The organism is Tamlana flava (genome assembly GCF_041287255.1).
GTDB lineage: Bacteria > Bacteroidota > Bacteroidia > Flavobacteriales > Flavobacteriaceae > Tamlana > Tamlana flava.
In genome coordinates, this window is the sequence record NZ_JBGGTX010000003.1 from 58,215 (window position 1) to 83,505 (window position 25,291).

Sequence of the window (25,291 nt, forward strand, 5' to 3'; positions counted from 1 at the left end):
ACATTCAACTTATGTTAAAATCTACCCGAATTGAATCCATAGACATTTTAAGAGGAGTTGTTATGGTTATAATGGCCCTTGACCATGTTAGGGACTATTTTTATTACGGCTCCTTTTTTAATGACCCCACAGATTTAGAAACAACAACCCCTATTTTGTTTTTTACGCGGTTCATTACGCATTACTGTGCTCCTGTTTTTGTTTTTTTGGCGGGTACTTCAGCGTTTTTGTATGGTAGCAAGAAAACTAAGCCCGAGCTTTTTAAATTCCTATTTACAAGGGGTATTTGGCTTATTATTCTGGAAATCACTGTCAATAACCTGATTTGGAAATTTGACCTCACCTTCAGTCGATTAATTCTTCAAGTTATTTGGGCCATTGGATTAAGTATGATTGCACTTTCATTTTTAATATTTTTATCAAGGAGAGCTTTAGTTCTTATAGGTCTTATCATAATTGCTGGCCATAACACGCTTGACCAAATCGTCATGAATGGAAATAGCTTGAAGTCTAGTATTTGGTATATTTTGCATCAAAGTAACTTCATTTATATTTCGGACACACACCGCATAGGTGTTTTTTACCCAGTATTGCCATGGATTGGTATCATGATTTTGGGTTATTGTTTGGGGGCATTGTATAGCAAAAACTATGAGCCCGCATTAAGAAAAAAATGGTTGCTCATTATAGGAAGCTCAGTCACAGTACTTTTCTTTGTAATAAGAGGTATTAATATTTATGGAGATTTAATGCCATGGGAGGTGCAAGATACAACCACAAAAACAATTATGGCGTTTTTTAAGGTAACCAAATATCCACCATCGCTAGCTTATACTTTAATTACACTGGGGCCAGCGCTGCTGTTTTTATACGGTATCGAATCTGTAAAAAATAAAATAACCGACTTCTTTTTGGTTTTTGGTCGTGTACCCTTATTTTACTATTTCCTACATGTGCTAGTTATTCACTCTTTGGCTTTGTTTGGTATGTTGATATTTGGCGGAAATTGGCAACACATGATCATTACGGCAGAAGTATTTGACAACGCATTGCTAATTAATTACGGATACTCCCTATTTATAGTTTATTTGGTTTGGATTGGTGTTATAGCCTTCCTATACTTCCCAAGTAAAAAATATATGCTCTACAAGGCAAACAACAAGGATAAATGGTGGTTAAGTTATTTATAACTACTCCCTTAATTTACCTGCAAAGAGGCTTACGTTTGAATTAAAGGGGTTCCCTGATGCGCGCCTTAGTATAACCACCTGACCACAATGCCAAATTGCGTCGCTAATTGGCCCGTTTATTAAATTCCAAAAAGGAAATTTTTCATTATCAAATTGTGAAATGTCTTCGGTTGTTCTTAAAATACCTGAAGCCTCTTTTAAATTTATCAAGGTTTGCCTTCGCTTGTCATCAAATGATAGTTCTTTAATTTTATCTTCTCTTTTTTCTGATGATATACTTGTGAGTATAAAGTTTGAAAGCCCAAAAATATGATCAATAGTTTCTTCACAGGAACGGCCAGATTCACTCGGCCTATAACCTAAGTCCTCTTTCCCTAAACCATGGGTGGCCCAAAAGTATCTAAACCCTAAGCCATCAATCATTCTGGACACTACAGTACCTGCCGAGTAATTTTCGGAATGTTCTGGTATTTCATGATAAGGTAATTTATGTTCGTCCTGTGCCATGGCAAATATTGATGATATTAAAGTTGCTATTAAAATTGAAATTTTCATGCTGCACTAAATTTATCGGTTTTTTATATTTTTTTTTAATGGTACAGGGTTAGTTCCATACTTATCAAATAAGTAAACTAAAGCGGCCATGGTTGCAGCCCCTAATTCAAGCTCTCTTTTATTAATGGCATCAAAAGTATCGTTGCTGGCGTGGTGATGGTCAAAATAACGTTGGCTATCGGGCCTTAATCCTGCAAGAACGTTAGATTCTGTTTTTAGCGGACCTACATCGGCACCACTACCACTTTTTTCAAAATGGTGAATTAAATAAGGCTTAAATAAGGGTTGCCAACTGAGTACTTGTTCAAAACTAGCATCTGTACAATCAAAACTGAACCCTCTTGGCGTAAACCCTCCTGAATCACTTTCAAGCGCAAAAACATGGTTTTCCCCTTTTCGTTTTGCTTCTTCAGCATATTTATTCCCACCACGCAATCCGTTTTCCTCGTTCATGAATAACACCACCCTTATACTCCGTTTTGGTTTAACTCCTGAATTCTTCAACAAGCGCAACACATCCATAGATTGAACAACGCCCGCACCGTCATCGTGCGAGCCATCACCCAAATCCCAAGAATCTAAATGTCCACCAACTACCATATATTCTTCTGGAAATTCGCTTCCTCTTATCTCACCAATAACATTGTACGATTGAACATCCTTTAGCTGTTTACAACTTTGCTTAAAATATAACTTGGTGCCCTTATTCAATTTCAACATGGCACTTAACAACTCTGCATCATTGGTGCTAATTGCAGCAGAAGGAATACGTTTTTCAACCGGTAGGTCCTCATAGGTCATGCTTCCTGTATGTGGTAAATCGTCCAAACGCAAATTCAGAGAACGCACTATTACACCAATTGCACCAAACTTTGTGGCCTCCATAGCCCCTTGGTAGCGCTGGTTAAAACACCCCCCATAAGCCTCAAATGTTTGGATTAAATCTGGTTGCATCGGGCGGTTATAGAAAACTATTTTACCTTCTATGTTCTCTTTCCCGAGGGCTTCAAGCTCCTCAAAATTCTGTACCTCAACCACATTGGCTTTAATACCCAATGCTGGTGTAGCTACCGAGCCACCTAATGCACATATATTTACATTAGTTGTTTTTCCTGGTGCACTTTCAATAAAAGCAAACTCTTTGGCTCCCCTGACCCATCTGGGCACCATTACAGGCTGTAACGAAACCTTATCGAGTCCTAATTTTTCAAGTTCCTCTTTGGTGTAAGCTACGGCTTTTTCTGCTCCTAAGGAACCCGACAACCTACTACCTATTTGATTTGAAAGATAATTTAACCAATCGTAACTTTTACCATTGGTTAAAGATTGGGTGTAGATGGTTTTAAGAACTTCTTGGTCCGTTTGGGCATTACCAACGGAAATTAGGGAAAAAGTGAGTAAGGCTATTTTTAAAATCTTCATGTACTTGTTTTAAGTATAAAGATAATATTTCTGTATAGCTGCGAAATAGCCTGAACTATAAATTTATGTTAATAGCATTTGGTGGTTGCATTAACGACTGAAGTCCTTCGACTGCGCTCAGGATAAACTCAATCCTTTTTTGAGGCACGAAAAAAAGATACAGTGGAAAGCGTGTTAAAATGCCCAAAAATATCTTTAAACAAATGCTTTACCATTTATGTAAACATGCTCTATTTGATGATTTCCAAAAGTATAGGGAATAACATGATAAGAATTTATGGGCTTGGTTAAAATTAAATTTGCCCGTTTGCCAACCGTTATAGAACCCACTTCCTTTTCTAAACCCATGGCATAGGCACCATTTATAGTGGCTGCGTTGATACCTTCTTCTGGAGTCATTTTCATTTTAATACACGCGGTTGACACCACAAAATTCATATTGCCCGAAGGTGATGAGCCTGGGTTATAATCAGTTGCCAAAGCCAAGGGTAAACCTACATCAATCATTTTTCGTGCCGGTGTGTACGGAATGCCCAAAAAGAAGGAACAGCCCGGTAACGCCACGGGAATGGTTTGGGTGCCCTTTAAGGCTTCAATATCTTCTTGTCCCATTTCCTCAAGATGGTCCACCGAAAGTGCGTGGTGCTTTACACCTGCATGCACACCACCAATGGATGTAAATTGGTTTACATGGATTTTTGGTATTAACCCGAACCGTTTGCCAACCTCTAAAATACGTCCTGTTTCATCAACCGAGAAATAACCTTCTTCACAAAATACATCAATATAATCGGCAAGTTTGGCTTCTGCCACCAACGGAATCATTTCATTAATAATGAGTCGCAAATAGCCTTCTTTATTGTTTTTAAACTCGGTTGGAACGGCATGTGCCCCTAAAAAAGTGGCTTTTATGGGCAGATTGAATTCTTCTTTTAAACGTTTGATAACGCGAAGCATTTTAAGTTCGGATTCTACTGTTAAACCGTAACCCGATTTAATTTCAACGGCACCCGTGCCCAATGCGATAATTTCATTTAAACGCACCTTAGTATGTTGGTATAAATCTTCTTCTGAAGTTTGCTGAAGCTTCTTAGCCGAATTTAAAATGCCTCCACCCCTTTTGGCAATTTCTTGGTATGACAAGCCTTTTATTTTGTCTACAAATTCACTTTCACGGTTTCCAGCATAGACCAAGTGTGTATGTGAATCGCACCAAGTTGGCAATATCATTTTCCCTTTAGCATCAATGGTTTCATCTGCCTGCACCTTTGGACAGTTTTTCATGGCTCCAAAATCACTGATGATGCCATTTTCCACCATTAAATACGCATTTTTTATTGTGGGCAATTTGCCCATAACCTTACCAGAAACAAATACAACCGATTTATCCCTAACTTGAATGAGTTCTTTTATGTTTTTGAATAAGGTTCGCATTAAAATAAATTTTCCAATAAATTGTCTTCTACTAAGTTAGGCAAAGTTACCTTTAAATTGGGGGTGCGTTCCATTTCTCTTTTAATAGCAAATAATGCCTCTTCATTTCTTGCCCAACTTCTGCGGGCAATCCCATTGTTTACATCAAAAAATAGCATACTTTTTAATCGCTCTTCAGCTTCTTTGGTGCCATCCAGTAGCATACCGAAACCTCCATTAATCACTTCGCCCCAACCTACGCCACCACCATTGTGGATGGAAACCCAAGTAGCACCACGAAAGCTGTCTCCAATAACATTTTGAATGGCCATATCGGCCGTAAATTTACTACCATCATAAATATTGGAAGTCTCTCGGTAAGGGGAATCGGTCCCACTTACATCGTGGTGGTCTCGACCCAAAACCACAGGGCCAATATCTCCAGAGGCCACTGCATTATTAAAAGCTTCCGCTATTTTAGCCCTACCTTCCGCATCGGCATAAAGAATGCGCGCTTGAGATCCAACCACCATATTATTCTTTTTGGCATCCTTAATCCAAGTGATGTTGTCCTGCATTTGAAGTTGGATTTCCTCTGGTGTATTCTTCATAATTCTTTGAAGTACTTTCATGACTATGTCGTCGGTTTTATCTAAATCCTCCGATTTTCCGGAAGTACATACCCAGCGGAATGGACCAAATCCATAATCAAAACACATGGGGCCCAAAATATCCTGCACATAAGAGGGGTGTTTAAAATCGATATTATTTTCTGCCATTACATTGGCTCCAGCACGTGAGGCTTCCAATAAAAAGGCATTTCCGTAATCAAAGAAATAAGTTCCTTGTTCGGCGTGCTTATTAATTGCTTCAGCATGTCTTCTTAAAGAGGCTTGTACTTTTTCTTTAAAAACTTCGGGGTTTTCACGAATCAATCGGTTGGATGCTTCAAAAGATAACCCAACAGGATAATACCCGCCAGTCCAAGGAATGTGCAACGACGTTTGGTCTGACCCCACATGAATAAAAATGTCTTCGTCAGAAAAACGTTCCCAAACCTCAACTACATTGCCGATAAAAGCTATTGAAACGATTTCTTTTTGTTCTTGGGCCTTTTTTACTCGATTAACCAATTCATTCAAATTATCAACCAAAACATCCACCCAACCCTGCTCATACCGTTTTCTGGCTGCCTTTTCATTGACTTCGGCCGCAACAGTAATGCAGCCGGCAATATTCCCAGCTTTTGGCTGTGCCCCACTCATACCACCTAATCCTGCGGTTAAAAATATTTTTCCTGCAGGTGTTTCACCTTTCTGCAATTTCTTCCTAAAAGCATTCATAACTGTTATGGTGGTGCCATGCACAATACCTTGCGGGCCAATGTACATGAATGACCCTGCGGTCATTTGTCCGTATTGCGTAACACCAAGCGCATTGAATTTTTCCCAATCGTCTGGCTTGGAATAATTGGGAATCATCATACCATTGGTCAAAACTACTCTCGGAGCATTTTTAGATGACGGAAATAAACCCATGGGATGCCCCGAATACATGTGCAATGTTTGCTCGTCGGTCATGTTAGCCAAATACTGCATGGTTAAAAGATACTGCGCCCAATTTTGAAACACCGAACCATTGCCGCCATAAGTAATTAACTCCTCAGGGTGTTGTGCCACAGCAGGGTTTAAATTATTTTGAATCATAAGCATGATGGCTGATGCTTGTGATGATTTTGCTGGATATTCCTCGATACCTCGTGCATACATTTTATAAGTTGGTTTAAACCGATACATATAAATGCGTCCAAAATCTTTCAATTCTTGGGCGAATTCTGACGCCAATTCTTCATGCCATTGTTTTGGAAAGTATCTTAAAGCATTGCGAAGAGCCAAACGCTTTTCATCTTTCGTTAAAATATCCTTGCGTTTTGGAGCTCGGTTAGCATCTGCTGGATTATTATATTTTGGTGGCAATTCTTTGGGAATGCCTTGTAATATCTGCTCTTTAAACGTCATCTTTAGTTTTATCTTAAATTGAAGGCTTTATTCTTTACAAGCTCAATCATGTTATGGATATCGTCTTTTAAAATTCTATCATCTTCAAGTTTTGGAACTTTCTTTCTGATGATTTTATGGTTTTCTTCAATGATATCTGAAAATGTATTGGGTCTTCTAAACTCCAAAGCTTGTGCGCCATACATCAATTCTATAGCAAGTATTTTTTCCAAATTTTCCAAAACCTGATTGAATTTACGCCCTGAAATACTGCCCATGGACACATGGTCTTCTTGCCCCAAAGAGGTTGGAATGCTATCTGCCGATGGTGGAAAACACAATGATTTATTCTCGGTCACCAAAGCCGCTGTGGTGTATTGCGGAATCATAAAACCTGAATTCAATCCGCCACCAGTAGTTAATAATCGTGGTAATCCAAACTTACCTTCAATGAGCAAATAACATCTTCTATCTGAAATGTTGCCTAATTCGGCTGCAGCAATCGAGCAATAATCCAAAGCCATCGCCAACGGTTGTCCATGAAAATTTCCCCCTGAAATCGCTTCGGTTTCACTCAACACAATGGGGTTATCGGTTACGGAATTCATTTCAATTTTGGCCAATTTCAGTAAATGATAATAGGCATTTCTTGAAGCGCCGTGTACTTGGGGAATACAGCGCATGGAATAAGGGTCTTGCACACGCTCGCAATTTTCGTGCGAATCGACATTTTGGGAGCTGTAAAGCAACATCGTCATGCGTTCAGCGACTTCAACCGTACCCCTAAACGGACGCAGTTTATGCAATTCATCACGAAATGGTGCCGAACTTCCTTGGTAACCTTCAATACTGAAAGAACCACAAACATCGGCCAAGTCCAATAGGTATTCCATCTTTTTTAGGCCAACAATGGCATGCGCCAAAATAAATTGTGTGCCGTTGATTAAGGCCAATCCTTCCTTGGCTTTTAGTTCAACTGGTTTTAATTGATGGTTTTTTAGCACTTCTTTTGCAGGAAGGAGGTCATTTCCGACCCAAAATTCACCTTCGCCAATTAATGGCAAAAACAAATGAGCCAATGGGGCCAAATCGCCTGAGGCACCCACTGAACCTTGCTCAGGAACTACGGGTAACAAATCGTTTTCAATAAAATATATGATGCGCTCTATCACTTCCAACCTGATACCCGAAAACCCTTTGCAAAGTGCGTGCACCTTACAAATCATCATAAGTTTAGACAGTTGTTTGTCTATAGGTTTTCCCACACCTACAGCATGGGTTATTAGTAAGTTTTTCTGAAGCAGACTGGTTTCCTCTGGAGATATTTTAACATCACATAATGGACCAAAACCTGTATTAATGCCATATACAGGCTTGACGGCATTTGCCATGGTTTCCACCTTTAGCCTGCAATCATTAATGCTTTTAATGGCTTGCTCGGTTAGCGTTGTTTTTAAATCACCCTTGGCAATAGCCAAGACTTTATCTACCGTTAATTTGTCTATTCCGTATGCGAACATATTTCATTATCTATATTTTGATTGAATTTGATTTCTACAAAATTATTGATAAATTTGATGCCTAATAAGACTATTTTATCTATAAAATAATAACTATAAGTTATCAAATTGAACATAGACACCACAAATACCTTTTGGCAGTTGCAGAAACATTACATTTTCGAAAATCGACAAAATACTTATAATTATCTCGAACCTTAGAGAGCAGACAAATAAAGACACATAGTGCATAATGCTATTATGCTTTTAATAAATTTAGGATAATGTAAAATTAGAGCATAAACAGTTGCTCCAAAAGTTATTATAACCAATTTTAGAAACGGTATAATACGAGATAACAAGGATATTAATACACTTTTGGCTACGAATAAAGCACTGGAAAGCGTAGGTTAGAAAACGATATTGGAAATGATTTTACTTTTTTGAGTATATAACAAAGTAAAATGAATAAATACACAACGCATTAAAGTTTATATTAGAAAAAATAGGGGACCAAACTATTTAAAATCGTTATCTGCATTGTATTTTTCTCATCTTCCATTTCATTTACTTTTCCACAATCACTTGAAAACGAAACGCCCAGTGCCATTTTATTCTATAATTCTTTATACCTGCTTTTCCTAATAAATTTGTCAGCTCCTGTTTTCTAAAGCCTCTCAAAACTGAAAGAGGAGCATCGTTTTTCACTAAATACGAACCATTAAAAATACGAGTTAGAAAATATATACTGTAATAAGCGATTGGATTACGGTGCAAATCATTGATTATAAAACCATTTGAGGTGATTTTATAAATATTTTTGAAAATTGAAATCAGTTCTTCATCTGTAAAATGATGACAAAAAAGCGACATTGCAGCCCAATCATATCTGTTTTCATTCCTTGAATCAATATTAAAAACATTTAACTTTTCATAACTAATTTGAGGAAATTCTTTTGATTTATTTTGAGCATAACTTATCATAAAATCATTGGCATCAATTCCTGTAAGTTTTGTTTTGATATTTTTTTTATCAAACCACTTGGCAATCTGACGAAGCGTATCTCCACCACCACTTCCAATATCGGCAAGCGTTACAGTTTTTGCAATTTCATTTTCTTCTATATTCATACTATTTCCAATTTTATTTTCTTTATACAATATGTCCAAAGCCGAAGTCAAAACTTTATACCCCCCCAAAGTAGTATTTATAAACTCTAGCTCATCAAGATTTTTTTTGAGGTCTTCGGAAGCGAGATTAAGATTGTCCATTAATTCACTTTTGTAGGATCGCGTTTTGAAATTCATTTTTTAAATAATTAAACCTAAAAAATTAAAAATTTTAAAGATAACTCTAAATTTTTATTAAAATAATAGACTTCGAAATAGTTTTATTGATTAAACTTAAATTATTGATAAATTTGATGCATAATAATGCTTTTTTAACAAAAAAATAATAACCATGAGTTATCAAATTGAATATAGACACCTCAAGTACTTTTTGGCAGTTGCAGAAACATTACATTTTAGAAAAGCTGCTGAAAAGTTATTCATTTCTCAACCTGGATTAAGTCGACAAATTAAGGAGATGGAAGAAAATCTTGGTGTTAAACTGTTTGACAGACATAATCGTCATGTTAAGTTCACCGCAGCAGGCCTTTATTTGAAAGACGAACTAACAAAAAACCTTAATAGCTTAGAAGCCATATTACATCATGCGAAATTATTAGAAGACGGCAAGGACGGGCAATTAAACTTTGGCTATGTGGGTTCTGCTATGCAAAATATTATACCGGAGTTATTGATAAATTTCACTAAAGACCATCCCAATATTCTTTTTAGTCTCAAGGAAATGGACAACAATAAACAAATTGAAGGTTTACTTTGCCAAGATATAGATATTGGTTTTGTTAGGCTAGAACGTGTTCCTAGAGGCTTGCATATAAAACCCATTTTAAAGGAACCTTTTTGTTTGGTAGTGCCATTAGAACATCAATTAAATACTTCAAATTTTAAACAGCTTTCGCAACTTAAGGACGAACACTTCATTCTGTTCGACCCCGAATACAGCGCATCCTATTATGAAAAAGTGATGGCCATTTTTGATGACAGTGGATTTTCACCCATCATATCCCATAACACTATTCATGCGGGCTCTATTTACAAATTGGTCGAAAATAATTTTGGCGTTTCCATTGTTCCAAAGTCATTAATAGACGAAAACAACTCAAAAATAAAATTCATTGAGCTCAATAAAATTCCACATAGAACTGTCCTGTCCGTAATTTGGAACAAAGAGAATAGAAACCCCATTTTGAACAAAATTTTGGCTCTAATTCATAACAAAAACATAAATTAGTTTAATTGACAAATAAAAGACTATCTTTGCCGCTTCAAACTCAAAAAATTGAGTTAAATTCCTCAGGGTGAGGATGTGTTACTGGAAGTTTAGGTTTAAGTATGTCGATTCACTTCTTATGTAACACTACATAACATAATCGAATACTTATACAAAAGAATGAGCACATTCCAAGATTTAGGTCTTAGTGACAACCTATTGCAAGCCATTGCCGATTTAGGATTTACAAAACCCAGTGAAGTTCAACAAAAAGCTATTCCTATTTTATTGGAATCTGAAGGCGATTTAGTTGCTTTGGCACAAACCGGAACCGGTAAAACCGCAGCCTTTGGCTTCCCGATGCTTCAAAAAATTGATCTTGATAGCAGAACCACACAAGGTTTAATCTTATCACCAACACGCGAACTTTGTTTGCAAATAACCAACGAAATGAAGCTTTATGGTAAGTACTGTAACGGCTTAAACGTTGTTGCGGTATATGGTGGCGCAAGCATTACCGAGCAAGCGAGGGAAGTAAAACGTGGTGCACAAATCATTGTGGCTACTCCTGGTAGAATGAAAGATATGATTAGCCGAAATTTGGTTGACATTACTAAAATTGAATACTCCGTTTTAGACGAAGCCGACGAAATGTTAAACATGGGCTTCAAAGAAGATATTGACGATATTTTATCGCACACGCCCACAGATAAAAGTACGTGGTTGTTTTCGGCCACCATGCCAAAAGAAGTTGCTGCCATTGCCAAAAACTTCATGTTCAATCCAAAGGAAATTACCGTTGGAAACAAAAACGAAAGTACCAGTCAAGTATCACACGAGTACTATTTAGTAAATGCCAGAGACCGCTATGATGCCTTAAAACGATTGGCCGATGCCAATCCAGATATTTTTTCTGTGGTGTTCTGTCGCACAAAACGAGATACGCAAAAAGTAGCCGAACAACTTATTGAAGATGGTTACAACGCAGGAGCGCTTCATGGCGATTTAAGTCAAAACCAGCGCGATTTGGTGATGAACGCTTTTAGAAAAAACCAAATCCAGATGTTGGTCGCAACCGATGTTGCTGCCAGAGGTATTGATGTGGATGATATTACCCACGTAATAAACTACCAATTGCCAGATGAAATTGAAACCTACACCCACCGTTCAGGAAGGACAGGTCGTGCTGGAAAAACTGGGGTTTCTATGGTTATTGTTTCAAAAAGTGAAGTGCGAAAAATTAAGAGTATTGAGCGTATCATTAAAAAGCAGTTCGAGAAAAAGGAAATTCCTGATGGTATGGAAATTTGTGAAGTGCAATTAATGTCGCTCGCCAATAAAATCCACAACACTGAAATCAACCACGAAATCGATAAGTACCTAACGAGCATCAACACGCTGTTTGCAGACACTACTAAGGATGAATTAATAAAAAAGTTCTTTTCGGTAGAGTTTAGCCGTTTTTACAATTATTACCAAAAGGCAAAAAATTTAAATGTTTCCGAAAACACAAGCGAAAGAGATGGTGGACGTGTTTTTAAAGATGGAGGCGACTCAACCCGTTACTTTATAAACGTTGGCGGTAAAGATGGTTTTGATTGGATGAAACTTAAGGATTTCTTGAGGGAGCTACTGGATTTGGGCAGAGACGATATTTTTAAAGTTGAGACTAAAGAAAGTTTTTCATTTTTCAACACCGAAAATGAACTAAAAGAGAAAGTGTTGGCGCACTTTACCGACTTTAAACATGAAGGTCGTTTTGTAAACGTTGAAGTTTCCGAAAACCGTGGCGGTGGTAAAAGACGTGATGGCAAAAAAGGAGGAAAAAGACGCGATGGACGAAAAGGACCAAAACGAGAGGATTTTAAAGCAGGCTCTGGAAACAGAAATGAAAAAAGACGTTCTGAGGGAAAATCGAAGCCAAGACGTTCCAATTCTGGTGATTTTGCCGCGTCGAGACCAAGACGTTCTAGAAGATAGTTAAACTTTTTTGTTAATGTTTAGTCAAAATAAACGCAGAAAAACTTTCCAAAGATTTTCTTTAGTAATTTTATCACTAAATTCGCGATAATAAATGCTATGAAAAAACACCTAGTGCTAATAACTTTTCTCCTTACTTCGGCTTTTGGTTTAGCCCAAGAAGCTGATAAGGTTTTAGGTGTTGTGATAAATCCTTCAGACAATACGCCTTTAGAAAGTGTAAATATTGTTAACCTTAACCAGGTTATTGGTACTACAACAAATGCAGATGGTGAATTCCAAATTTCGGCAAAACCCAATGACACACTGCATTTTTCCTATTTAGGTTTTAAATCCATAAAAGTTAAGGTAACCAACGACTGGCTAAAGTTTGGAAGTTCAAAAATTGAATTAACGGAACTTGCCTTAGCGCTTGAAGAAGTGGTCGTTAACCAATTGAGATTAACAGGCTATTTGGAGGTTGACATTAAACAAGTTCCCTTACCAAACGATAATTATCGCTACAGCATTTCTGGCCTGGAAGGCACAGGTTACGAAGCTGGTAAAAAATCCACGTTGACCAAGGTTGTCGGTTCTATTTTTAACCCGGCAGATTTTCTTCACCGTATGTTTGGCAAAAAACCCAATGAACTGCGTAAGCTGAAAAAAATGAAGGAAGATGACGAAATCAGAAATTTATTGGCTTCACGTTTTGACCGCGAAATGCTTATGGTTCTATTGAATGTAGACCGTGTAGATTTGGATGAAATTGTGAACCAATGCAACTACTCCAAAGGATTTATACAAACCGCTAACGACCTTCAAATTCTTGATGCCATTAGCGAGTGTTATGAAGAATACAAGCTTTTAAATCGAGGGCGAAGTAACAGATTGTAAATAATAAAACAATATAAACTAAAAAAGGAATCAACATTATTGATTCCTTTTATTTATAAATTGAAATGCCATGCTAACCCATTTTACTTTTCTAAAATTATTTTCAAACTCGCCAACCCTTCCTCAAAATCTTTACCCGCGGCTTTATTCATATTAAAAAACATAAAAAAAACGTTTGATGGCGGCTTGCTTTCCCCAGAAAAACCCCAAACCACATTTGTTTTATTTAAGCCAAGAGCCTCGACTTTCAAGTAAGCATCTGATTCTGATTTCCAAGGTTTAAATAACCGTAATTTTGTTTTAAGGATGTCATTTTCAACAACGCCAACAATTTCCTGTTCACCAGAACCCACATCTTTATTGCCTTCCCATTTTGCAACAAAACCAACCTCGCCATCAACCCCAAAAAACTCCTGTTTCATGGTAGGGTCTTTCTTTTTCCACGGCGACCAATAGTCCTGATTTTTCACAAACTTTAGATAGGCAAAAACCTCAGAAATAGGTTTGTTTATGGTAATACTTCTGCTAACATCAAACTGTTTGGGTGCCACAAGTATTAAAATGATAAAAACGAAGGCTATTACCAAAAAAACATACAAAAGAATCATCATAACAATGGAGAATTAATTGGACTACTAAAGATAGTTAATTTTTGGATTCGTAATAGCGCTTTACAATAGCATCATAACTTTTTAACGTTTTCTTTATCCAATCCATTTGTTTAATAAGTCGTTCATTCTCTGATAATTGCCATTCTATCTCAGTTTGCTTCAATTTGGTGGTAACATGTTGCAAAATAATGGCTGCCGAAACCGAAATGTTCAAACTTTCTGTAAAGCCAGCCATTGGAATTTTTAGATAGCAATCGGCAGTATTTAGAACTTCTTCCGATAGACCTTCGGTTTCCCTTCCAAAGAAAAAACATGATTTTTTTGTTACGTCAAATTCGTGCAAAACGCAATCGTCAGTATGCGGTGTCGTGGCCACAATTTGATAGCCCTTTTGTTTTAAGTCTGCAATACAATCTTTGACGGAATGGTACCGATTTAAATCTACCCACTTTTGCGCGCCCATGGCAATTTCACGATCAATGCGCTTAGTGTTCCGTTCTTCGATTATGTTGACTTCCTGAATGCCAAAAACATCGCAGCTTCTTATAACGGCACTCGTGTTGTGCAACTGGTACACGTCTTCAGTAGCCACGGTAAAATGTTTAGTCCGTTTGGATAAAACATACTTAAAACGGTCCCGCCTTTTTGGGGTTAAATGAGCTTCTAAATGTTCCAGGAGTTTTAAATCTATCATAGTCCAAAAATAAGCATTGTGTCATTAAGAGGAACGAAGTGACATAGTAATCTTTTTTATTTGAAGTTCCATTAAAAGATTGCCACATCACGCCTTGGGCGTGATTCACAATGACGTTAAAGTTATTATCTTTATAATATGAAACATGTTGTTGTACTAACAGGAGCTGGCATGAGCGCCGAAAGCGGCATTAAAACCTTTAGGGATGCCGACGGACTATGGGAAGGTCATGACGTAATGGAAGTGGCAACGCCACAAGGCTTTGAGGCAAACCCTAGGTTGGTTTTGGATTTTTACAACCAACGCCGAAGACAACTTTTTGAAGTAATGCCCAACCAAGCCCATTTTGATTTGGCAGAACTTGAAAAAAACTATAAAGTAAGCATCATTACCCAAAATGTGGATGATTTGCACGAACGAGCAGGAAGCACCCAGGTGACCCACCTGCATGGTGAACTTTTAAAAGTGCGAAGCACTTACGATGAAACCGATATTTTGGAATGGAAAACCGATTTGCTTTTAGGCGACACCTGTAAGCTAGGTTACCAACTCCGCCCCCATATCGTTTGGTTTGGCGAAGATGTACCCATGATTGAAAAAGCAGTTGATATTTGTGAAACCGCAGATGTGTTGGCCATTATTGGCACCTCCATGCAAGTTTACCCCGCCGCTGGTTTAATGCACTATGTGCCACATAATACCCCAACTTATTTTATTGACCCCAAACCCAATATTGCAAGCCAAAAACACCTAACCGTAATTGCAGAAACAGCTACTGTTGGGGTAAGACGGATGATGGGTTTGATGTAAAAATGGCTTCTGAAATTCGCTTTACGGTTTGATATTTTATTAATTTATTTTGAAAGATATTTATTGGCCGATTGACTTATTGCCTTATAGGATAGAACTCCCTCATAGATGTTAAAGCAATCAATTGTACCGATCCAGGTTCGATCTTGTTCAAATCCACTCTTTCCAAGAAACGCAAGTTTATTGCTAATATTTGCTATAATATTTAATGATTGACCATCTGTAGAATTTTCACCAACCAATTTCCCGTCTATATATAGCCGCATGTTTTCATTGTCAAAAGTGGTCACTATGTGATGCTTTTTCCCATCGTTTAGAGGCCAATAAGAGACTTCTGATGATCCATCCAATGGCCATTCATTATTTGTGCAGTTGATGGTTGCCTTCGTCAAATTTCCATTCATCACGGACTGAAAAATAAAGTTGGTTGCAAAGTATTCTACTGAATCCCCAAAATACGAAAACATAGTGAAAGGAGATTTTTCAGTAACAGACTCCAAAAAAGCTTCTAAAGTAATTGATGCGTAGCTGTTTATGTTAATTTTTTCACCCGGAAGCGAAACATATTCCCCTTGATTTGCCAATATTAAATGGCCATCTCTAATCTTTGCACCCCCAATAAGTTTTCCGTGTGCTTTTCCTTTTCTGTCGTTTGCTGTTACATTATCAAAGGTGTAGGAATGCATAAGTTCAGCATGTACATTATCCTTATTATCAAAATCCGAATCATCATGGTTTTTATAATTCCTAAATTCTTGAATAACCAAATCGGGAAAATTAAAAAATAATTGAGGTGGAGTAATATCATCATTGGTCAAAATAACAATCAATAGCCTTATTTCAGGACATCTGTCAATCCTTGCCCGAAACCCTGGGGAATGACCCGAATGATACAGTCTATCACCTAAGTCGGACTTGTTAATTATAAAACCATAGCCAGTGTAATTTTTTCCAGGTGCAAAAATTCTAGCTTGCCGTTCCTTGCCATAGGGCGTAAACATTTTCATTTTTGATTCCTCTGAAATTAGTGTGTTGTTATACAAGGCTCGATCCCACTTAAGTAAATCTCCGGTTGTTGAGTATAGGTTTCCTCCACCTGTGCGAATTGGCCCGTAAATAAATTTTGAATTGTAGGTATCCTTTTCATTACCTGAGTAGCCGGAGGCTCTGTTCATAATAATCTCGTTTGGGGTATCACACCCTGAGTTTTCCATTTCGGCTTTGTCAAAAATGTGTTCCTGCAAAAACTCACAATAGGTCTTACCAGAAACTTTTTGAATAAGAGATGCCATTATAAAATAACCTAGTCCGGAATAATGAAATTTTTCGCCAGGTGCTGCAACAAGGGGCTGTGTTTTGAGATTATCTATTATTTCTTCAAACGGTCTATATAGCATCATACTATCTTGCCATCCAGCCATTTGCTGTGGCACCACAAGACCGGCAGTATGCGTTAATAGCTGGTGGATGGTCATGTCTTTCCATGTATCTGGAATGTCAGAAAAATAGTCAGAGAGTTTATCTGTTACCTTCAGTTTCCCTTGTTCCTGCAATATCATGATAGCCATCGCAGTGAATTGTTTTGTAATGGAACCTATCCTGAATTTGGTTTCTGAAGTGTTCTTAACATTTAATTCTATATTGGCTAATCCAAAGCTTTTCTCATAAATAGGTTTACCGTCTACCGCAACTAATACATTTCCACTGAATTTTTTGAGATTTTTGAAGTAGCGGGTAAAACTCGTAGTATCAATTATTTCTGGGAATGAATCTCTGGAATCATTCAGGTTTTGCTTGTTCGATTCAGAGTTCAGCAAAAAAAGAGTAATCATCATAAAAGCAAAACCCCATTTGAAAGTGTTCTTCATGATTAAATAATTATAATTTCTTATTATCAAAATCACATAAGCACAACTCCAGGTAACTTGTTGATTTAAAGTTAGTTAAAAACTTCTATTAAGTCAAGGTTTGTTTTTAGCTTCAATCCATTTGCCCATAAACTTGGCGCTTTGTAAAGTATGGTGCTGTAGCATTTGCCCTGTAAAGTTGTTTAGCCTTTTGTGGTAAAGGAATTCAGTTGTTTCCAAAACAGTCTTTAAAAACCTTTTTTGATGTTTGGTTTTATTAAATCGGGCATTGATAATCTCAAATCCCTTTTGCTGTTTTTCTACCCAAAGGGTTTCGTTTTTAAATAATTTTACCACTTTTTCTGTAAATGCCTCGGGCGTATCTTCTATAAATCCGTTGGATGGCAACCCTCCAAACATACCTTCTGCCGCAATGGGGGTCATGACGCATGGTGTACCGTTTTGCATAGCGTCAACCAATTTGCCCTTTAAACCTGCACCAAACCTAAGTGGCGCTAAACATATTTTTGCTTCCTGCATCACTTGTTTGACATCATCGGTAAAACCATTTATCAAAAACCCTTCCTTTTGGTTATACAATTGATTCACTTTTTGTGAGGCATAAGCACCGTAAACATGTAGTTCAACTTTTGGGAGTTGCTTGCGTATCAAAGGCCAAATAGCCTCCTTTAAATATAAAACAGCATTATAATTGGGCTCATGTAAAAAATTACCAATACTTACAAAATGGTTCCGTTCTTGAAATTTTGGTAAGTTGTTAATTTGCTCTTTTGAAATACCTTCCAACATAAAGGGCAAATAAAACAGCAAATTTTCATCAACTTTAAAATCCTTTTTAAGGACGTCCATTTCAGATTCAGATATAATCAAAGTCAAATCACTTCGGTAAATACTGGCTATTTCCCTTTTTGCAGTATCGTTAAACAAATACGCCCTATTGAAAGTAACGCCGTCTTTAAAAGCTTGCTGCCTTCCTTTGCGTAGACCATGTAAATCTTCTGTGTCTAAAATTTTAACTGCGTTTGGGCAATGTTCTGCAACACGCCAACCAAATTGCTCTTCAACCATAAAGCGGTCAAAAAGCACAACATCAGGTTGCAACTCTTTTATAAATGCATCAAAACTGGAATCGTTTAATTTTATGGGTACTTGTGAAACCTCAATTGAGGTTAGGTCAAATGCATTTTCATTTTTCGCACAGGCACTAGCAAAGGTTATTAGGTAATTTTGCCCCTGAAAAAATTCAATAAGCTGCATCATTCGGCTACCGGCAGCAGAACTTTTTGGCTCTGGCCATACAAAACCAATAATAAGAAGTTTTTTAGCCACTAATTCAAGAATGTTTTATCTGGCAACATTTGTAAATCACAAAGTTATCTTACACAACGCTTTCACTTCCCCTTTGGGGAAGTATAGGATAGGGCTTCTACTCTGGCTCTGCAGCAATACTGTACTTAAACCGTACCATTTTTGCCCAATCCACAACAGATTTTATTTGTTCGTCACTTAATCTAGCTTCAGTGTGCGTCCAAGTGTATGAAAGCAATGGCATATCCTTTTCCTCAACCTTTTCAATGAGTTCTTCAAATTTATGGTCTTTTCGCTTAATGGAATTATCTACCCAATTAGAAAAATTAAAATGCTTTTTACCGTCCTTAACATGGGCAGCCAACCAATAATTTACAGGGGTAATATTGTTGTACCACGGGTATCGAGTAACATCGCTATGGCAGTCGTAACAAGTCTCCTCCAAAATCAGTTTTACATCCTCTGGCGGATTGGTTTCAGCCAAAAAAGGCTCAATGGAACTTAAGTCTCCTTGATTTTTTTCGGGCCCGAAAAATTGGGCTACCACCAATAGAAGCACTGCTACCAAAAGTATTTTTTTTATAGTCTTCATTTTAATATTTTTAATTATCTATAAAAATAACAAAATCGCTTTGACTACCGCCGAACTTTACAATGAATTAAATGACGTAAATCAATCTCGTGAAAAAAGGTTGTTTTATGCGAATATGGTAATTGGAAATCCCGATTTATTACCAAAACTTTTGGATATTCTTTTTGATGTAGAAGATAAAATGTCGGAGCGTGCAGCTTGGATTTTTGAATTTGTTTGCAGAAAAAACATCAATCTCATTATTCCCTATCTGGACACTTTTACCGAAAACATGGGCAAAGTAAGTAGGGATTCCGCAGTACGGCCTGTTGCGAAAATTTGTGAGCTGGTGGTTTTGGCTTATTGTGACAAAGCGGATAACCCAATCAAATGGGCTTTGACCAACACGCATAAAGAGCGCATTATCGAAACCTGTTTTGATTATATGATCAATAACGAAAAAGTGGCTCCAAAAGCTTATGCCATGAGTGCCTTAAATCTGTTGGGGAAAGATTATGATTGGGTGCATCCAGAATTGAAGCTAATTTTAGAACGTGATTTTTACGAACAAAGTGCCGCTTTTAAAGCACGGGCTAAGCATATTTTGAATAAAATAAAGAAAGGCCAAAAAGACTAAATATAATTCATTAAAAAAATGAATTTTCAATTAAATTAAGGCATCAAACTTCGTACTTCTATCTTCGTACTTCTAACTTTCTTTCCTATCTTTGCAACCTTAAAATTCAAACCGAATATGTCATTATCACCACTCAACGCCATTTCTCCAATTGACGGGAGATACAGAAGTAAAGTAAGCGAGCTAGCACCCTATTTTTCCGAGGAAGCATTAATAAAATATCGCGTTTTAGTTGAAATAGAATATTTTATTGCGCTTTGCGAAATTCCGCTACCTCAACTTAAGTCGGTTGACCATGGTGTTTTTGATAGTTTAAGAGGCATTTACCAAGATTTTTCCGAAGAAGATGCTCTGGCCATCAAGAAGATTGAAAGCATCACCAACCACGATGTTAAGGCGGTTGAGTACTTCATCAAAGAGAAGTTTGACAAGTTAGGTTTGAGCCAGTTCAAAGAATTTATCCATTTTGGGCTTACTTCACAAGACATAAACAACACGGCCATTCCGTTAAGCATTAAGGAAGCCATGAACAACGTTTATGTACCGGAATATTTAATTGTTTTGAATAAACTGAAGGATTTATCGAAAGATTGGGCTTCAATTTCCATGTTGGCCAGAACACATGGGCAACCGGCTTCTCCTACTCGATTGGGAAAAGAAATTCAGGTTTTTGTAACTCGTCTGGAAGAGCAGTTCAATCTATTGAACGACATACCAAGTGCTGCTAAATTTGGTGGTGCAACGGGTAATTTTAACGCCCATCACGTGGCATACCCAAATATTGATTGGAAGGCCTTTGGAAGTAAATTTGTTCAAGAAAAATTAGGCTTGCGACATTCATTTCCAACTACTCAAATAGAGCATTACGACCACATGGCGGCTTTGTTTGATACGTTAAAGCGCATCAACACCATCATTATTGATTTAGACCGAGATATCTGGACTTATGTCTCCATGGACTATTTCAAACAAAAAATAAAAAAAGGTGAAGTTGGAAGTTCGGCCATGCCACACAAGGTAAACCCGATTGATTTTGAAAACTCTGAAGGCAACCTAGGTATTGCCAATGCTGTTTTTGAGCACCTTGCCGCAAAATTGCCAGTTTCAAGATTACAACGCGATTTAACCGACAGTACCGTTTTACGAAATGTTGGCGTACCATTTGGCCATACTCTTATTGGATTTAAATCTACCCTTAAAGGGTTGAACAAACTTTTGTTGAACGAAAGTAAGTTTGCCGAAGATTTAGAAAACAATTGGGCAGTAGTCGCCGAGGCCATTCAAACCATATTGCGCCGTGAAGGTTACCCTAATCCTTATGAAGCTTTAAAGGGATTAACGAGAACAAATTCCAAAATAAATCAGGACTCCATTTCAAATTTTATTGATACCTTAGAGGTATCCAACACAATAAAAGACGAATTAAAACGTATTACACCTAGCAATTACACTGGAATTTAATTTATGTTAAGCGACAAGCAATCTTTAATACTTTCAGGAATAATGGCCATTGGCATTTTTGTTTTTGGAATTTTAGACCTCTTAGATAATTTTGTTGTTTTAACACTCATGACCATTGCCTTCTTCACGATTATTCTCAATCTTCTTTACTTGAGTTCGAAAGCCGAAGAAGAACCGCAAGAACAGGAATTAGAGGAATAAAAAAAAGACAACCCATAAAACTGGGTTGCCCTCTCATATCAACATAACTATATATTACTTGAAGAAATTTGTGATGCGCTCGATTTGCGCTTCTTCAAGATTTGCGTTTTGCATGGCGTTAATTAAGGTTATCATTTTATCGGGACTCATGTCGTCTCCCAAAATCCTAACAATGGCAAAGCCTAATTCTTTTGAACTTCCAAGGAGAATAACCTCATCTGCTTCGTCATCCGTTCCTATATACTTTACCCGTATTTTATTGCCTTTATCGCTAAATTCCATTAAATCGTTGTACTTGCTGTCACTCAAAATAGTCTTAACCTTGGCAAGTTCGGCTTCGTAAGACGTGACATCTTTTTCATTGGCTTTGTAGCCTAAAAAATTCAATTTATCCACCGAATCATATGCCTCCTTTTGTTCTTCGGTAAAACCAGATTTATCAATTTCTATCATCGATAATGGAAAATCCTGGGATATGAAGTTCTTGGCTTCTTGATGGTCTACATAATAGCGTTGCAAACTAACTTCATTACCGCAGCTTGATAAAAAAGCTGCGGTAGTTAAAGCATAAACTAAATATTTAAATGTTCGTTGCATGATTGATGATTTCTTATTTTCCTTTTTCCAGATGCTCGCCACCAGGAATATTCATTTTTGATGTAAGCTTAGATATTTCATTCAAATCGATATCGCCGGTTAGCGCAACAACAACCGTTTCAATTTTACGCTCCTTGCCATTAATTTCAATATTGCTTTCTATCTTTTTATCAATACCATTCACAAAAATTAAAAGCTCCTTAACATGGTCGGCATCCCTGCCTTCCTTTACATAAAAATTAACCTCAGTGCCGTCGTCTCTTACTTCCATAAGCTCCTCTAAACTACTTGAACGCGATTTAACCCATTTCGCAATATCTGTTGAAATTACTTTATTATCGGTTACTATGGTTTTAAAGCTGGTAATACTTTTTACCATATCCATGTAAGCCTTGGCTTCGGCATCATCGGTATCAATGCCAATTTTGGCTATCATTTGAAACATTTTTGGTTTAATGTTTACATAAGTTACATCTACATTTTCACTGTATTTTTCGAAGATGTCCTTTTGGGCCATTCCCACTAAAGGCATTAACATAACGGCCATTACGAATACGATTAATTTATTTTTCATTGTTCTTGTTTTTAAGTTGTTTTTTTCTGTTCGTTTCTTTTTTTGATTTATACTGAAACTGGTTCAGTACATGTTAATTTTTAAAAATTATATTTTTTGTGTTTTCAATTTCGTTGAGATACCCCAAAGTTGATGTTCCTTTGTTCATTTCATTTAAGTATCCAATGGTTGATGTACCTTTGTTAAGTTTTTCAGAAATCATTGCTAACGATCTTGAAACCTCTTCAAAAGCTTTTTCTGGTTCACAGTACGTACCTACTAAATCCGTTTCACAAGAATCGGCATTAAAAAGCGACATCGTAAAATAAACTCCCAACATTAGAACCGCTACGGCTGCGACAGAAATCCATTTGTAATTAAATATACGTTTGGTGTTTAATGGAATGTCCTTAGTAAACTGTTCCTGCTGATTTACCAAAAAATACGCAAACATGGGTTTATAATGCTCTAAATGCGGCGCAACCGTGTCGCTGGTAAAATAGTTTTTCAACACTTGCTCTTCTTTTAGGGTGGTTTCACCGTTTTCGTACTTTTCCAGTAATTTTTCTATATTATTTAATACCATAATTATGAGTATTAGTTAATTGTTCACGAATTGTTTTTCTCGCTCTTGATAAGGCTACACGTACCGCATTATTATTCATATCCAGCATTTTGGCAATCTCATCAAAATCATATTCTTCTATATCCCTCAATTGAATAATCATGCGTTGCTGTTCTGGTAGTTCTTCAATAATTTTCGACACCCAACTTACACTGTCATTCAACTCAACTTGCTTTTGTAATGCTATTTGCTTATCCTCGTAATTACTATGCACAATCTTTAAGTTCTGCGCTTGCTTTGATTTTAACTTGTCAAAACAATAATTTTTTGTCATAGTCATGGAAAAGGCTTCAACATTTTTATACTCTTGAATCTTTTTCTTGTTATTCCACAATTTCAACAGAACTTCTTGAGTTGCATCTTCAGCTTCCTCTGTAGATACCAGCAATCGTTTGGCTAAACGAAACACTTTATCCTTAAAGGGCATTACTATATTTAAAAACTCTGTTTGAGTCATTTTGATTGGCTTACTGAAACAGCTTGGTTACCGCTGTTTGATATTACGACGAACCACATTCCATTTTGTTACAAAAATTTTTTATATCGCAATAATGTAAGTATTTTTAGAGTTTTATAGACTACTTATATTAAAAATGCTTTATGAAAAATTTAAAAGCCCTAATCCTACTTTTTAGTGTTTCTGTTCTGTCTTTCAGTTGTTTTGAAGATAACGATGATGTACCTATTGCCACCAGTGAAATAAACGATTTTGTTTGGAAAGGCATGAATCTTTTTTACTTGTATAAAGATAATGTTCCGGATTTGGCCAACGACCGTTTTTCAAGCAATTCCCAATACGCCAATTATTTGGAAGGTTTTAACAGTCCCGAAAGTTTATTTGAAAGCTTGATTTACCAAAGGCTGACCATAGACCAATTTAGCTGGATTACTCCAGACTATTTTGCCAATGAAGATCTTTTGAATGGCCGAGGGCTGACCAACGGTATGCAATACACTTTTATTAGTCGGTCAACCACAGATCCAACAAGATATGGCATTATATTATATGTTTTACCAGATAGTGACGCTGATGACAAAGGTTTAAAACGTGGTGATATTTTTTATGCTGTAAATGGCACAGAGTTATACTATAATTCACTAGCAGACAACAATTATTCTTTATTAAACGATACAAACTATAGCATAGACCTTGGCACTTATAACACCAATGGCACTTCTGATACGGCTGATGATTCGGTTACTCCACTTGGAACTACTGTAACATTAACCAAAGAAGAACTCACCGAAAACCCAATACACGTGAGTAAAGTTTTAAACGTTGGTGGTAAATCTATTGGCTATTTAATGTATAATGGATTTAATGGAAGTTCTGCAGAATTAAACAATGTGTTTGCCACATTTAAATCTGCTGGCGTTACAGATTTGGTTGTTGATTTACGTTATAATCCAGGTGGATTTACCAGCAAAGCTATTTTGCTGACCAGTTTAATAACTGGACAATTTACTGGCGAAGTACTTAATATAGATCAATTTAATAGCGAATTACAGGCTGAGTTTGAAGCAAGCAATCCCGAATTTTTGGAAGACAGGTTTATTGACAATGAAAACGGCCTATCGTTAAACAGCTTGAACTTGAGTAAAGTTTATTTTTTAACGACTAGATGGAGCGCTTCCGCAAGTGAGTTTACTATCAATTCCTTGACTCCGTACATTGATGTTGTTCAAATAGGTTCCAATACACGAGGTAAATACCAAGGTTCTTGGACGTTGTATGATTCTCCAAATTTTCTAAAAGAAGGCGCCAACCCAAACCATACTTACGCCCTTCAACCATTAATATTTAAATACTCAAACATTCAAGGCAATACCGATTTTATTGATGGACTTCCGCCCGATACGATGTTAAACGAAACCAGATTGAACTTAGGTATTTTAGGTGATGAAAATGAACCGCTTTTAGCTGAGGCCATTTCGCAAATTACGTCAAGTGGCAAACAAATTAGTAACAAATCTGAAAACATTGAGGCCCATATCCCATTTGAAATATTGCAATCGGCCAATGGTAAATTGATAGATGATAGAGAAATTCCTCTCGATATCATTCAACCTATATTTTCTAAATAA

Annotated in this window: 24 protein-coding genes; 9 read left to right on the top strand and 15 right to left on the bottom strand. The window is 36.9% G+C overall.

Annotation, left to right across the window (positions count from 1 at the left end; translation table 11 throughout):
- Positions 1–11: 11 nt before the first annotated feature.
- Positions 12–1,190, top strand: a complete 1,179-nt coding sequence (locus ACB104_RS09340) for an acetyltransferase domain-containing protein (RefSeq protein WP_370478167.1) — start codon at positions 12–14, stop codon at positions 1,188–1,190.
- On the opposite strand, the gene ACB104_RS09345 is transcribed toward ACB104_RS09340, so the two are convergent.
- The 6 genes from ACB104_RS09345 to ACB104_RS09370 form a co-directional block, all read right to left on the bottom strand.
- Positions 1,191–1,745 (bottom strand): hypothetical protein, encoded by a 555-nt coding sequence (locus tag ACB104_RS09345; protein WP_370478169.1) that lies wholly within the window; start codon positions 1,743–1,745, stop codon positions 1,191–1,193.
- A gap of 12 nt (positions 1,746–1,757) precedes the next feature.
- A complete protein-coding gene (locus tag ACB104_RS09350; RefSeq protein ID WP_370478171.1) occupies positions 1,758–3,167 on the bottom strand; it encodes a M20/M25/M40 family metallo-hydrolase in 1,410 nt (469 codons plus the stop codon).
- Positions 3,168–3,362: 195 nt separating this feature from the next.
- On the bottom strand, positions 3,363–4,601 hold the full coding sequence (gene hutI, locus ACB104_RS09355; protein ID WP_370478172.1) for an imidazolonepropionase: 1,239 nt from the start codon (positions 4,599–4,601) through the stop codon (positions 3,363–3,365).
- Entirely contained in the window at positions 4,601–6,598 is a 1,998-nt protein-coding gene (hutU, locus tag ACB104_RS09360) for a urocanate hydratase (protein WP_370478174.1), read from the bottom strand. The genes hutI and hutU overlap by 1 nt, the downstream gene beginning before the upstream one ends.
- Positions 6,599–6,606: 8 nt before the next feature.
- On the bottom strand, positions 6,607–8,097 hold the full coding sequence (hutH, locus tag ACB104_RS09365) for a histidine ammonia-lyase (protein WP_370478176.1): 1,491 nt from the start codon (positions 8,095–8,097) through the stop codon (positions 6,607–6,609).
- Between the two features lie 546 nt (positions 8,098–8,643).
- Positions 8,644–9,348: a methyltransferase domain-containing protein gene (locus ACB104_RS09370; RefSeq protein ID WP_370478178.1), complete on the bottom strand. Its 705-nt coding sequence runs from the start codon at positions 9,346–9,348 to the stop codon at positions 8,644–8,646.
- A gap of 190 nt (positions 9,349–9,538) precedes the next feature.
- Here ACB104_RS09370 and ACB104_RS09375 point away from each other — a divergent pair, with 190 nt between their 5' ends.
- From ACB104_RS09375 to ACB104_RS09385, 3 genes are all read left to right on the top strand, one after another.
- A complete protein-coding gene (locus ACB104_RS09375) occupies positions 9,539–10,435 on the top strand; it encodes a LysR family transcriptional regulator (protein WP_370478179.1) in 897 nt (298 codons plus the stop codon).
- 159 nt (positions 10,436–10,594) lie between these two features.
- Complete coding sequence (locus ACB104_RS09380; RefSeq protein WP_370478181.1) at positions 10,595–12,394, top strand: DEAD/DEAH box helicase; 1,800 nt, start codon at positions 10,595–10,597, stop codon at positions 12,392–12,394.
- Between the two features lie 99 nt (positions 12,395–12,493).
- On the top strand, positions 12,494–13,270 hold the full coding sequence (locus ACB104_RS09385; protein WP_370478183.1) for a carboxypeptidase-like regulatory domain-containing protein: 777 nt from the start codon (positions 12,494–12,496) through the stop codon (positions 13,268–13,270).
- A gap of 83 nt (positions 13,271–13,353) precedes the next feature.
- Here ACB104_RS09385 and ACB104_RS09390 read toward each other — a convergent pair whose 3' ends face one another.
- On the bottom strand, positions 13,354–13,881 hold the full coding sequence (locus ACB104_RS09390) for an SRPBCC family protein (protein ID WP_370478185.1): 528 nt from the start codon (positions 13,879–13,881) through the stop codon (positions 13,354–13,356).
- A 34-nt stretch (positions 13,882–13,915) separates the two neighbouring features.
- A complete protein-coding gene (locus tag ACB104_RS09395; protein WP_370478186.1) occupies positions 13,916–14,575 on the bottom strand; it encodes a TrmH family RNA methyltransferase in 660 nt (219 codons plus the stop codon).
- Between the two features lie 138 nt (positions 14,576–14,713).
- On the opposite strand from ACB104_RS09395, the gene ACB104_RS09400 reads away from it, so the two are divergent.
- Positions 14,714–15,385: an SIR2 family NAD-dependent protein deacylase gene (locus tag ACB104_RS09400; protein ID WP_370478188.1), complete on the top strand. Its 672-nt coding sequence runs from the start codon at positions 14,714–14,716 to the stop codon at positions 15,383–15,385.
- A 44-nt stretch (positions 15,386–15,429) separates the two neighbouring features.
- On the opposite strand, the gene ACB104_RS09405 is transcribed toward ACB104_RS09400, so the two are convergent.
- The 3 genes from ACB104_RS09405 to ACB104_RS09415 form a co-directional block, all read right to left on the bottom strand.
- On the bottom strand, positions 15,430–17,253 hold the full coding sequence (locus ACB104_RS09405) for a serine hydrolase (protein ID WP_370478190.1): 1,824 nt from the start codon (positions 17,251–17,253) through the stop codon (positions 15,430–15,432).
- A gap of 93 nt (positions 17,254–17,346) precedes the next feature.
- Positions 17,347–18,582, bottom strand: coding sequence for a glycosyltransferase family 4 protein (locus ACB104_RS09410; RefSeq protein WP_370478192.1), 1,236 nt, complete (start codon positions 18,580–18,582; stop codon positions 17,347–17,349).
- Positions 18,583–18,679: 97 nt separating this feature from the next.
- The gene (locus ACB104_RS09415) at positions 18,680–19,153 is read right to left on the bottom strand and encodes a heme-binding domain-containing protein (protein WP_370478193.1); all 474 of its coding nucleotides are present in this window, start codon (positions 19,151–19,153) and stop codon (positions 18,680–18,682) included.
- Positions 19,154–19,193: 40 nt separating this feature from the next.
- Here ACB104_RS09415 and ACB104_RS09420 point away from each other — a divergent pair, with 40 nt between their 5' ends.
- From ACB104_RS09420 to ACB104_RS09430, 3 genes are all read left to right on the top strand, one after another.
- On the top strand, positions 19,194–19,769 hold the full coding sequence (locus tag ACB104_RS09420; protein WP_370478195.1) for a HEAT-like fold family protein: 576 nt from the start codon (positions 19,194–19,196) through the stop codon (positions 19,767–19,769).
- 117 nt (positions 19,770–19,886) lie between these two features.
- Entirely contained in the window at positions 19,887–21,230 is a 1,344-nt protein-coding gene (gene purB / locus ACB104_RS09425; RefSeq protein ID WP_370478197.1) for an adenylosuccinate lyase, read from the top strand.
- 3 nt (positions 21,231–21,233) lie between these two features.
- Entirely contained in the window at positions 21,234–21,431 is a 198-nt protein-coding gene (locus ACB104_RS09430; RefSeq protein WP_370478198.1) for a hypothetical protein, read from the top strand.
- A gap of 54 nt (positions 21,432–21,485) precedes the next feature.
- Here the strand turns inward: ACB104_RS09430 and ACB104_RS09435 are convergent, their stop codons facing one another.
- The 4 genes from ACB104_RS09435 to ACB104_RS09450 all read right to left on the bottom strand — a co-directional run bounded on the left by ACB104_RS09435 (position 21,486) and on the right by ACB104_RS09450 (position 23,663).
- The gene (locus ACB104_RS09435; protein WP_370478200.1) at positions 21,486–22,028 is read right to left on the bottom strand and encodes a GFO_1091 family lipoprotein; all 543 of its coding nucleotides are present in this window, start codon (positions 22,026–22,028) and stop codon (positions 21,486–21,488) included.
- A 13-nt stretch (positions 22,029–22,041) separates the two neighbouring features.
- Positions 22,042–22,602, bottom strand: coding sequence for a GFO_1090 family protein (locus ACB104_RS09440; RefSeq protein ID WP_370478202.1), 561 nt, complete (start codon positions 22,600–22,602; stop codon positions 22,042–22,044).
- A gap of 73 nt (positions 22,603–22,675) precedes the next feature.
- Positions 22,676–23,167, bottom strand: a complete 492-nt coding sequence (locus tag ACB104_RS09445) for a PG0215 family putative anti-sigma factor (protein ID WP_370478203.1) — start codon at positions 23,165–23,167, stop codon at positions 22,676–22,678.
- Complete coding sequence (locus ACB104_RS09450; protein ID WP_370478205.1) at positions 23,154–23,663, bottom strand: GFO_1088 family ECF-type sigma factor; 510 nt, start codon at positions 23,661–23,663, stop codon at positions 23,154–23,156. The genes ACB104_RS09445 and ACB104_RS09450 overlap by 14 nt, the downstream gene beginning before the upstream one ends.
- Before the next feature lie 143 nt (positions 23,664–23,806).
- Between ACB104_RS09450 and ACB104_RS09455 the strand changes: the two genes are divergently transcribed.
- Complete coding sequence (locus ACB104_RS09455) at positions 23,807–25,291, top strand: GFO_1087 family putative carboxy terminal peptidase (protein ID WP_370478207.1); 1,485 nt, start codon at positions 23,807–23,809, stop codon at positions 25,289–25,291.

Coding starts and splice junctions, on each gene's coding strand:
- ACB104_RS09340 (WP_370478167.1), top strand. CDS start 12: ATGTTAAAATCTACCCGAATTGAATCCATAGACATTTTAAGAGGAGTT.
- ACB104_RS09345 (WP_370478169.1), bottom strand. CDS start 1,745: ATGAAAATTTCAATTTTAATAGCAACTTTAATATCATCAATATTTGCC.
- ACB104_RS09350 (WP_370478171.1), bottom strand. CDS start 3,167: ATGAAGATTTTAAAAATAGCCTTACTCACTTTTTCCCTAATTTCCGTT.
- hutI (WP_370478172.1), bottom strand. CDS start 4,601: ATGCGAACCTTATTCAAAAACATAAAAGAACTCATTCAAGTTAGGGAT.
- hutU (WP_370478174.1), bottom strand. CDS start 6,598: ATGACGTTTAAAGAGCAGATATTACAAGGCATTCCCAAAGAATTGCCA.
- hutH (WP_370478176.1), bottom strand. CDS start 8,097: ATGTTCGCATACGGAATAGACAAATTAACGGTAGATAAAGTCTTGGCT.
- ACB104_RS09370 (WP_370478178.1), bottom strand. CDS start 9,348: ATGGACAATCTTAATCTCGCTTCCGAAGACCTCAAAAAAAATCTTGAT.
- ACB104_RS09375 (WP_370478179.1), top strand. CDS start 9,539: ATGAGTTATCAAATTGAATATAGACACCTCAAGTACTTTTTGGCAGTT.
- ACB104_RS09380 (WP_370478181.1), top strand. CDS start 10,595: ATGAGCACATTCCAAGATTTAGGTCTTAGTGACAACCTATTGCAAGCC.
- ACB104_RS09385 (WP_370478183.1), top strand. CDS start 12,494: ATGAAAAAACACCTAGTGCTAATAACTTTTCTCCTTACTTCGGCTTTT.
- ACB104_RS09390 (WP_370478185.1), bottom strand. CDS start 13,881: ATGATGATTCTTTTGTATGTTTTTTTGGTAATAGCCTTCGTTTTTATC.
- ACB104_RS09395 (WP_370478186.1), bottom strand. CDS start 14,575: ATGATAGATTTAAAACTCCTGGAACATTTAGAAGCTCATTTAACCCCA.
- ACB104_RS09400 (WP_370478188.1), top strand. CDS start 14,714: ATGAAACATGTTGTTGTACTAACAGGAGCTGGCATGAGCGCCGAAAGC.
- ACB104_RS09405 (WP_370478190.1), bottom strand. CDS start 17,253: ATGAAGAACACTTTCAAATGGGGTTTTGCTTTTATGATGATTACTCTT.
- ACB104_RS09415 (WP_370478193.1), bottom strand. CDS start 19,153: ATGAAGACTATAAAAAAAATACTTTTGGTAGCAGTGCTTCTATTGGTG.
- purB (WP_370478197.1), top strand. CDS start 19,887: ATGTCATTATCACCACTCAACGCCATTTCTCCAATTGACGGGAGATAC.
- ACB104_RS09430 (WP_370478198.1), top strand. CDS start 21,234: ATGTTAAGCGACAAGCAATCTTTAATACTTTCAGGAATAATGGCCATT.
- ACB104_RS09435 (WP_370478200.1), bottom strand. CDS start 22,028: ATGCAACGAACATTTAAATATTTAGTTTATGCTTTAACTACCGCAGCT.
- ACB104_RS09440 (WP_370478202.1), bottom strand. CDS start 22,602: ATGAAAAATAAATTAATCGTATTCGTAATGGCCGTTATGTTAATGCCT.
- ACB104_RS09445 (WP_370478203.1), bottom strand. CDS start 23,167: ATGGTATTAAATAATATAGAAAAATTACTGGAAAAGTACGAAAACGGT.
- ACB104_RS09450 (WP_370478205.1), bottom strand. CDS start 23,663: ATGACTCAAACAGAGTTTTTAAATATAGTAATGCCCTTTAAGGATAAA.
- ACB104_RS09455 (WP_370478207.1), top strand. CDS start 23,807: ATGAAAAATTTAAAAGCCCTAATCCTACTTTTTAGTGTTTCTGTTCTG.